The 9,304-nt window shown below is 67.4% G+C and carries 8 protein-coding genes; 5 read left to right on the forward strand and 3 right to left on the reverse strand.

Annotation, left to right across the window (positions count from 1 at the left end; all coding sequences use genetic code 11):
• The coding region (locus ACDELDRAFT_RS15410) for a putative Na+/H+ antiporter (RefSeq protein ID WP_005798454.1) at positions 1-545 on the forward strand (545 nt) is incomplete at its 5' end.
• A 179-nt stretch (positions 546-724) separates the two neighbouring features.
• Here ACDELDRAFT_RS15410 and gudD read toward each other — a convergent pair.
• Together gudD and ACDELDRAFT_RS15420 are read right to left on the reverse strand one after the other, a co-directional pair.
• A complete protein-coding gene (gene gudD / locus ACDELDRAFT_RS15415) occupies positions 725-2,062 on the reverse strand; it encodes a glucarate dehydratase (RefSeq protein ID WP_005798455.1) in 1,338 nt (445 codons plus the stop codon).
• Positions 2,063-2,166: 104 nt separating this feature from the next.
• A complete protein-coding gene (locus ACDELDRAFT_RS15420; protein WP_005798456.1) occupies positions 2,167-2,895 on the reverse strand; it encodes a FadR/GntR family transcriptional regulator in 729 nt (242 codons plus the stop codon).
• A 277-nt stretch (positions 2,896-3,172) separates the two neighbouring features.
• On the opposite strand from ACDELDRAFT_RS15420, the gene kdgD reads away from it, so the two are divergent.
• The 4 genes from kdgD to garD all read left to right on the forward strand — a co-directional run bounded on the left by kdgD (position 3,173) and on the right by garD (position 8,201).
• Positions 3,173-4,084, forward strand: a complete 912-nt coding sequence (kdgD, locus tag ACDELDRAFT_RS15425) for a 5-dehydro-4-deoxyglucarate dehydratase (protein WP_005798457.1) — start codon at positions 3,173-3,175, stop codon at positions 4,082-4,084.
• A gap of 35 nt (positions 4,085-4,119) precedes the next feature.
• Positions 4,120-5,079, forward strand: coding sequence for a Bug family tripartite tricarboxylate transporter substrate binding protein (locus ACDELDRAFT_RS15430; protein ID WP_005798458.1), 960 nt, complete (start codon positions 4,120-4,122; stop codon positions 5,077-5,079).
• Between the two features lie 106 nt (positions 5,080-5,185).
• Entirely contained in the window at positions 5,186-6,616 is a 1,431-nt protein-coding gene (locus tag ACDELDRAFT_RS15435; RefSeq protein WP_005798459.1) for an aldehyde dehydrogenase (NADP(+)), read from the forward strand.
• 58 nt (positions 6,617-6,674) lie between these two features.
• Positions 6,675-8,201, forward strand: coding sequence for a galactarate dehydratase (garD, locus tag ACDELDRAFT_RS15440; protein ID WP_005798460.1), 1,527 nt, complete (start codon positions 6,675-6,677; stop codon positions 8,199-8,201).
• Positions 8,202-8,232: 31 nt separating this feature from the next.
• On the opposite strand, the gene ACDELDRAFT_RS15445 is transcribed toward garD, so the two are convergent.
• Positions 8,233-9,304 (reverse strand): efflux transporter outer membrane subunit (locus tag ACDELDRAFT_RS15445; RefSeq protein WP_005798461.1); only part of this gene is annotated, 1,072 nt, incomplete at its 5' end.

A 9,304-nucleotide genomic window follows, 5' to 3' on the forward strand; every position in this document is an offset into this window, starting at 1 on the left:
AGCCCGCGCGGCCCGTGCCCGCCACCGTGGCCGCCGTGCACATCGTGCTGCTGGCCGGTGTGGTGCTGTTCGCGCACCACCCGGTGGTATTCCTGGGCCTGTTCCTGCTGTTCCTCGGCTTCACGCAGGCCTACGCCCACCACCAGAGTCCGCTGATCCTCAAGGAGGCGTTGCTCGTCGGCTTCTTCCTCGCCGGCCTGGTGGTGCTGGGCGGCATGCAGCAGTGGTGGCTGCAGCCCATCGTCGCAGGCCTGCAGCCGCTGGCGCTGTTCGCCGGCGCGCTGGGCCTGACGGCCATTACCGACAACGCGGCGCTGACCTACCTGGGTTCGCTGATCCAGGGCATTTCCGCCCCCGCCCAATACATGCTGGTGGCCGGCGCGGTGGCCGGCGGTGGCCTGACGGTGATCGCCAATGCGCCCAACCCGGCGGGCGTTGCACTGCTCAAGCGCGGCTTCGCGGGCGACACCATCGGTGCGGGTGGACTGTTGCTGGGCGCGCTGGGACCCACCGCCGTCGCGACGCTGGCTTTTCTGGTGCTGTGAGTAGGCCCGGGTTGGCACGCTTCGGGGGGGCCAACGAACGAGGCGGCTCCTGGCGGGCCGTGCCAACACGTTCAGCCTTCTCAATGCGGGTCATGACAGGTCCGGGAATGCGCCCGGACTGTATGGCCCCCCGTGGAAGCGGGCCCGGCGGCTCGCCACACGGCTCCCCTCCTCCCGGCTCAGCGCACCATGCAGGGCATCTTGTTGTTGAACGTCCAGCCCGGGATCAGGCACTGCATCGCCACGGCATCGTCGCGTGCGCCCAGGCCATGCTGCAGATACAGCTCGTGGGCCTTTTGCACAGCGTCCATGTCCAGCTCGACGCCCAGACCGGGTTTGGCGGGCACGTCCACATAGCCGTCCCGAATCTGCAGCGGCTCCTTGGTGAGGAACTGGCCGTCCTGCCAGATCCAGTGGGTATCGATGGCGGTGACCTTGCCCGGCGCGGCCGCCGCGCAGTGGGTGAACATCGCCAGCGAAACATCGAAATGGTTGTTGGAGTGCGAGCCCCAGGTCAGGCCATACATCTGGCAGAGCTGCGCCACCCGCACCGAGCCCTGCAAGGTCCAGAAATGCGGATCGGCCAGCGGAATATCCACCGACTGCAGCTGGATGCTGTGGGCCATCTCGCGCCAGTCGGTCGCGATCATGTTCGTGGCGGTGGGCAAACCGGTGGCGCGGCGGAACTCGGCCATTACTTCACGGCCCGAGAACACCCCCTCGCCGCCGCACGGGTCTTCCGCATAGGCAACCACGTTGTGCATGTCGCGCATCAGGCGCACCGCGTCCTTGAGCAGCCAGCCCCCGTTGGGGTCGAGGGTGATGCGCGCTTGCGGAAAGCGTTCGTGCAGGGCCGTGACGGCCTGGATTTCCTCTTCGCCGCGCAGCACGCCGCCCTTGAGCTTGAAATCCTGAAAACCATACCGGGCCTGGGCGGCCTCGGCCAGGCGCACCACGGCTTCGGGCGTCATTGCCTCCTCATGGCGCAGGCGCAGCCAGTCGTCGTCCGCGCCAGGTTCGCTGCGGTAGGCCAGGTCGGTTTTGCGCCGGTCGCCGATGTAGAACAGGTAACCCAGCATCTGCACGCGTTCACGCTGCTGCCCTTCGCCCAGAAGGGCCGCGACGGGCACATTCAGATGCTGCCCCAGCAGGTCGAGCAAAGCGCTCTCGACGGCCGTCACCGCGTGGATGGTGATCCGCAGATCGAAGGTCTGGAGGCCGCGCCCACCGCTGTCGCGGTCGGCGAAGCGCTGGCGCATGCCGTTGAGCAGGCGGTTGTAGCCGCCAATGGCCTGCCCCTCGATCAGTGCACGGGCGTCTTCCAGGGTTTGCCGAATCTTTTCGCCTCCGGGCACCTCACCCACACCGGTGTGGCCGCTGGAATCCGTCAGGATCACGAGGTTGCGCGTGAAAAAGGGGCCGTGGGCGCCGCTGAGGTTGAGCAGCATGCTGTCGCGGCCCGCGACGGGGACCACCTGCATGCGGGTGACGATGGGTGTTGGGTTGGGTGTGGACATGGTTCTACGAGGCACAGATCAACAGGCACATAAGTTATCAGTCATCGTACAATCATTCCACTCTCCATCACTCAAGGGAAAACCCTTGCAACCAACGCCTCAGTTCAGGCGCTTCCTGCTTCGCTGCGCCGGTGCCGATCACGGCTGTTGGACAGGTGGGTGCGCATCGCGGCCCGTGCGGCCTCGAAATCCTGGGCCGCAATCGCGTTGTAGATGTTTTCGTGTTCCTGGTTGACACGGCGCAAATAGGCCAGCCGCTCAGGCTGCACCATCGCCGGCGCCTCCAGGCGGGTGCGCGGGATGACACCCAGCCCGAGCGATTTCATCAGATCCAGAAAGTGGTGGTTCTGGGTGGCGCGGGCAATTTCCTGGTGGAACTGCAGGTCGGCGCTGGCGGCATCGCGCCCCTCTTCCATGGCTGCAGTGAATGCACCGAGCGCATCGCGCATCTCGCGCAGGTTGTCGTCATTGCGGCGGACGGCCGCCAGCGCAGCCGCCTCGGTCTCGACGCTGATGCGGAATTCGAGCACCGCGATCACTTCGCGCAGCGTGCCCAACTGGTCCGGGCTGATGCGGAAGGAAGGCCCGCTGTCCTGGGCCAGCACGAACGTGCCGATACCGTGGCGGGTTTCAACCAGCCCCGCCGCCTGAAGGCGCGAGATGGCCTCGCGCACCACGGTGCGGCTGACGCCAAAGGTTTCCATGAAGGACGCCTCGGTGGGGAGCTTGCTGCCAGCGGGCAGCCGCCCGCCACGGATGTCTTCCGTGAGTTTGTCAACCACCTCGATGGCGAGACTGCGCGGCTTGCGGCGGGGCAAGAGAGGAACATTCATAGGGAATACCCTAGCTTCATGGAGATCGTGATCACGCAATAATCCGGCTCAACTTGTACGACAACTGATAACGTATATCAATGACTGAATGGACTGTAACACGCAGGCACGAAAAAAGGTGGTGCCACAAGCACACCCGCGAAGTGCCCGGCCTCACCGGCGCTTGCGCCTGGGCCGTACAGCGCATGCTCCGGCCGGCCCGTCCTGCGCGCCGCCCCGTTGGTCTTTGACAACTTCCACGCCTTCTCTTCCGAGCTTCACCACAGGAACCTTCCCGATGAATCCCCAAGACCTCAAGCAAATCATGTCCAGCGGCCTGTTGTCCTTTCCGCTGACGGACTTCGATGCCAACGGCGACTTCAACGCCAAAGGCTATGCCGCGCGCCTGGAATGGCTGGCTCCCTTTGGAGCGACCGCGCTCTTCGCGGCGGGCGGAACGGGGGAATTCTTCTCTTTGACGGGCAGTGAATATGCCAAGGTCATCCAAACCGCCGTTCAGACTTGCCGGGGCAAGGTGCCCATCATTGCGGGCGCGGGCGGCCCCACCCGTTTTGCGATCCAGTGTGCGCAGGAAGCCGAGCGCCAGGGCGCGCACGGCATCCTGCTGTTGCCCCACTACCTGACCGAAGCCAGCCAGGAGGGTTTGATCAACCATGTGGAACAGGTCTGCAAGAGCGTGAAGTTCGGCGTGATCGTCTACAACCGCAGCGTCAGCAAACTGACCCCCGAATCCCTGGCCATCCTGGCCGACCGCTGCCCCAACCTGATCGGTTTCAAGGATGGCGTGGGCAACATCGAACTGATGAGTGCCATCTTCATGAAGATGGGCGACCGCTTCTCGTACCTGGGCGGGCTGCCCACTGCAGAGGTGTATGCCGCCGCCTACAAGGCCCTGGGAACGCCGGTGTATTCGTCGGCGGTCTTCAACTTCATCCCCAAGACCGCCATGCAGTTCTACGAGGCGGTGCGCACCGATGACATGGCCACCCAGCACCACCTGCTGCGCGAGTTCTTCCACCCGCTGCTCAAGATCCGCAACCGCAAGGAAGGCTACGCCGTCTCGATGATCAAGGCGGGTGCCCGCATCGCCGGACACGACGCCGGCCCGGTGCGCGCGCCGCTGTCGGAGCTGACGCCCTCCGAGTGCGAAGAACTCGCGGCGCTCATCGCCAAGCTGGGCCCTCAGTAATACCGACGCCACTTTCCATCCCGAGGAGACACATGATGATCAAAAAGATACTTTGCGCCGTAGCACTGGGCACGCTCGCCAGCGCGAGCGCCCTCGCATGGCCGACCAAGCCGATCACGCTGGTGGTGCCCTTTCCGCCGGGCGGCTCCACCGACCTGATCGCCCGCACGCTGTCCAGCAAGTTGCCCGAGAAACTGGGTGGCGGCACGGTGATCGTGGACAACAAGCCTGGCGCCACCGGCACCATCGGCACGGCCCAGGTGGCCCGCAGCCCCGCCGACGGCCACACCCTGCTGGTGTCGTCGCTCGGCCCCTTCGTGATTGCACCGCACCTCATCAAGGTGCCGTACGACGCACTCAAGGACCTGGATCCGATCACCGTTGCCGTGCAGGCGCCCAACGTGCTGGTGGTGCCCTCAGCATCACGGCACAACTCGCTGGGAGAGGTGATTTCCTTCACCAAGGCCAACCCGGGCAAGATGACCTTTGCCTCTTCGGGCAACGGCAGCAGCGACCACCTGACCGCCGAGCTGTTCTGGCTGCAGACGGGCACCAGCGGCATCCACGTGCCTTACCGGGGCGGCGGCCCGGTCATGACCGATCTGCTGGGCAACCAGGTGGACGCATCGTTTATGAACATCAACACCGCCATGCCGCAGATCCAGGCGGGCAAGCTCAAGGCGCTGGCCATCACCAGCGCCAAGAGATCGGCCTTGCTGCCCAATGTGCCCACACTCGAAGAAAGCGGCATCAAGGACGCCAACGTGTACTCATGGCAGGCCATCGCCGGCCCCAAGGGGCTGCCCGCGGACGTCAAGGCGAAGCTCAACAGCGCCATTGCCTCGATCCTCAGCGAACCGCAAACCAAGGCACGCCTGCTGGAGCTGGGCTTCGAGATGGTGCTGAACACCCCTGAGCAGTTCGCTGCTTTCCAGGCTGCGGAATACGCACGCTGGCAAAAGCTCATCGTGGCCCGCAAGATCACCGCAGACTGACCACCCGGCCATTCAAACGCCGCGCGCTCGAAAGACGCGCGCGGCGTCTCAGCAGACCGTACACGGGTCATCCGCCCGGAATTCCCACGCTTTCTCTCCCGACTCCATGAACCTCCCGGAAACCACCGCCACCCAACTGGACGCCCTCGTCGGCTCAGCCAGCCATGCGTTTGCCACCTTTGGCGCCTCCCCGGCCGCAATCCGTGCCGCGCTATTGCGCGGCCTGGCCGATGCGCTGGAGTCCGAGCGCGAGGCCCTCGTGGCCTTGGCCGACCAAGAAACCCACCTTGGCGCGGCGCGACTCAATGGCGAGCTGGATCGCACGGCCTTCCAGCTGCGCGGCTTCGCCGCCCAGGTGGAGCAAGGGGCCGCCTTTGCCTTCACTGATGACCCGGCCGTGGCTGGTGTGCCCCCGGCTGGGCACCACCACCTGATGCGTGTGCGCGTGCCCTTGGGGCCCGTCGCCATGTTCAGCGCCTCGAATTTCCCCTTTGCCTTCTCGGTACTGGGCGGCGACACCGCAGCAGCACTGGCTGCGGGCTGCCCGGTGGTGGTGAAAACACACCGGGGCCACCGGGCGCTGTCCCACCGGGTGGCGGCGCTGGCCCACCGGGTGGTGGCTGCGCAGGGCCTGCACGCTGGCGTATTCGGCCTGGCGGACGGCCCTGGCAATGAGGTGGGCGTGGCCCTGGTCCAGCACCCCCTGATTGCCGCAGCGGCCTTCACGGGCTCGGTGCGCGGTGGGCTGGCCTTGCAGAAGGCGGCACAGTCGCGCCCCCGCCCCATTCCGTTCTACGGCGAACTGGGCTCGGTCAACCCCGTGGTTGCACTGCCCGCGGCATTGCAGGCCAAAGGAACCGAACTCGCGCAGGGCCTGGCCGCCTCCATCACCATGGGGTGCGGTCAGTTCTGCACCAGCCCTGGCGTCATCATCGTGCCCCAGGGCGCCGCGGGCGATGCATTCGTGGCGCAGCTTGCAGCGTCACTCAAGGCTGCCAGTACCCACGCCATGCTGACGCCGCAGATCCGCAGCGGCTTCGACGCCGGCCGCGCACTCTGGGCCACGCATCCGAAGCTGGAAAGCGTGCTGGACGAGGCAGCCCTCCCAGACCAGCCTCCGCGCCCCTTCCTGGCCCAACTCACGGCCGATGCATTCATCGCTTCCCCGGAGTTGCACGACGAAGTGTTCGGGCCTGCCGCACTGGTCGTGCGCGTGGCCGCAGCAGCGCAGGCCATCGCGGTGCTCCAGGCGGTGGGCGGAACGCTCACCACCACCATATGGGGTGCGGACGAGGCCAGCACCGAAGTGACGGAACTGGTGCGCGCCGCCTCCCAGGTGGCAGGGCGGGTGCTGTTCTCGGGCTTCCCCACAGGCGTGGCAGTGACGGCCGGACAACAGCACGGCGGGCCCTACCCCTCCTCCACCGAGCCCTTCACCACGTCCGTCGGCTGGGCAGCGCTCGACCGTTTCCTGCGCCCCGTGTCATTGCAAGACGCCCCCGCCTGGCTGGTTGCCCGCCAGGGCCAGCCCTGCTGAGGCCGCGCACTTCAAAGGTTCCACCGTGAGCAATTCCTCTGCACCACTGACCATCCGCATGCACGCCGCGGACAACGTGGCCATCGTGGCCAACGACGGCGGCCTGCCGGCAGGCACCGCCCTGCCCGGCGGCCTGGTCCTGCGCGACAAGGTGCCCCAAGGCCACAAGGTGGCACTGCGCGATCTGGCCCAGGGCGAGGCGGTCATCCGCTACAACGTGCCGGTCGGCTACGCCCGGCAACCCATCCCGGCCGGCAGCTGGGTGCATGAGCGCTTGCTCGACATTCCTGCGGCACGCGCGCTGCAGGGCCTGCCCATGGCCACCCGGCCAGCCCCCGCATGGGAGCCCCTGGAAGGCCTCACCTTCGAGGGCTATGTGAATGCCGACGGCTCGGTAGGCACGCGCAACCTGCTGGCCATCACCACCACGGTGCAGTGCGTGGCCGGGGTGGTGGGCGTGGCCACCCAGCGCATCCGGGACGAGCTGTTGCCCCACTACCCCAACGTCGACGGCGTGGTGGCGCTGGAGCACACCTATGGCTGCGGCGTGGCCATTGACGCGCCGGGCGCAGAGATCCCCATCCGCACGCTGCGCCACATCAGCCTGAACCCCAACTTCGGGGGCGAAGTGCTGGTGGTGAGCCTGGGCTGCGAAAAACTGCAGCCCGAGCGCCTGCTGCCGCCAGGCACCATCCCCGTGCGCGACGAACGCGAGGCCAGCCCCGACGTGGTCTGCCTGCAGCACGATTCGCATGTGGGGTTCATGTCCATGATCGACGACATCGTGGCCCGCGCCCGCCCCCACCTGGAGCGCCTGAATGCCCGCAGGCGCCAGACCGTGCCGGCCAGCGCGCTGGTGGTGGGCGTGCAATGCGGCGGCAGCGATGCGTTCTCGGGCGTCACGGCCAACCCGGCGGTGGGCCACATGGCAGACCTGCTGGTGCGCGCGGGTGCCACGGTGATGTTCTCCGAAAACACCGAGGTGCGCGATGCTGTCGAGCAGCTCACCGCGCGCTCCGCCTCGCCGCAGGTGGCGGAGGACATCGTGCGCGAGCTGGCCTGGTACGACGCCTACCTCGACCGCGGCCGCGTGGACCGCATCGCCAACACCACGCCGGGCAACAAGGCCGGCGGGCTATCCAACATCGCCGAAAAGGCCATGGGCTCGATCATCAAGAGCGGCACGGCGGCCATTGCCAGCGTGCTGGCGCCCGGCGACAAGCTGCGGCCCAACCAGAAGGGCCTGGTCTTCGCGGCCACGCCCGCCAGCGATTTCATCTGCGGCACGCTGCAGCTGGCGGCGGGCATGAACCTGCATGTGTTCACCACGGGGCGCGGCACGCCCTATGGCCTGGCGGCCTGCCCGGTGGTCAAGGTGGCCACGCGCACCGACCTGGCACGCCGCTGGCACGACCTGATGGATATGAACGCAGGCCGCATCGCCGATGGCGAAATCACCATCGAAGAGGCCGGCTGGGAACTGCTGCACCTGCTGCTCGATGTCGCCAGCGGCCGCCGCACCTGGGCCGAGCACTGGAAGCTGCAGAACGCGCTGGTGCTGTTCAACCCTGCGCCCGTGACCTGAAGGAGCGCACGCCAGCGCTGGCCGCACCGCTTCACATCGGGCCCGCGTCCCAGCCTCCGGCCACGTTCTTGAGCAGTGCGTTCACGGCGGCGAGCCGCCGGTTGCGCACGTCGATCAGGCTGCGCTGGGAAGACAACACGGTGGTCTGTGCCGTCAGCACGTTGAGATAGCCCACCGTGCCCGCGCGGTACTGGTTGTTCACCACGTCCAGCGCGCGCTGGGCCGCCGCCACGGCCTCGGTCTGCCACTGCTGTTCCTGCGCCAGCGCGGCGGCCGCTGCGAGGTTGTCCTCCACCTCCTGCAGCGCCGTGAGCACAGTCTGGCGGTAGGTGGCGGCGGCCTGCTCATTGGCGGCGCGGGCCGATTCGACGGCTGCCGTGCGGGCTCCGCCATCGAACAGCGAAACCGCCAGCGCGGGGCCCAGCGACCAGAACAGGTTGGGCGCGCTCAGCAGGTGGGACAGTTCCGTGCCTCGGTAGCCCACGGTGCCCGACAGCGTGAGTGCGGGAAAGAAGGCCGCACGCGCCACGCCGATCTGCGCATTGGCTGCGGCCACGCGGCGCTCGGCGGCGGCAATGTCGGGACGGCGCTCCAACAGCTGCGACGGCAACTGTGCGGGCACGACCGGGGGTGCGGGCAACATGGCCGTGACGGGCAGGCTGAACGCCGCAGGCGCCTGCCCGACCAGGGCGGCCAGGGCGTGCTCCAGCTGCGTGCGGCTGGTCTCGGCTTCGAGCAATTGCACCTGCGTGGATTTGTATTGCGCCTCGGCCTGCGCCACATCGGCGGCAGAGGCCACGCCGGCCTTCTGGCGGTTGCGGGTGAGCGCCCAGCTGCGGTCGTAGGCTTGCAGGGTTTCGCGCAGCAGCCGTGCCTGTGACTCGGCCGCGCGCAGCGAGAAATAGGTTTGCGCCACGGCCGCCTGTACCGACAGGCGCATCGCCGCCAGGTCGGCGGCACTGGCCTCGGCGCTGGCGCGCGCGGCGTCCACCGTGCCGGCAATGCGGCCCCACAAATCCACTTCCCAACTGGCATTGAGCCCCAGCGCATGGCTGGTGCTGACGCGGGCGGTGCTGCTGCCATCGGCCAGTGTGCTGCCGCTG

The sequence above is a fragment of the Acidovorax delafieldii 2AN genome, assembly GCF_000175235.1.
In the GTDB taxonomy this organism is placed as follows: Bacteria; Pseudomonadota; Gammaproteobacteria; order Burkholderiales; family Burkholderiaceae_C; genus Acidovorax; species Acidovorax delafieldii_B.

Coding starts and splice junctions, on each gene's coding strand:
- gudD (WP_005798455.1), bottom strand. CDS start 2,062: ATGTCCACACCCAACCCAACACCCATCGTCACCCGCATGCAGGTGGTC.
- ACDELDRAFT_RS15420 (WP_005798456.1), bottom strand. CDS start 2,895: ATGAATGTTCCTCTCTTGCCCCGCCGCAAGCCGCGCAGTCTCGCCATC.
- kdgD (WP_005798457.1), top strand. CDS start 3,173: ATGAATCCCCAAGACCTCAAGCAAATCATGTCCAGCGGCCTGTTGTCC.
- ACDELDRAFT_RS15430 (WP_005798458.1), top strand. CDS start 4,120: ATGATCAAAAAGATACTTTGCGCCGTAGCACTGGGCACGCTCGCCAGC.
- ACDELDRAFT_RS15435 (WP_005798459.1), top strand. CDS start 5,186: ATGAACCTCCCGGAAACCACCGCCACCCAACTGGACGCCCTCGTCGGC.
- garD (WP_005798460.1), top strand. CDS start 6,675: ATGCACGCCGCGGACAACGTGGCCATCGTGGCCAACGACGGCGGCCTG.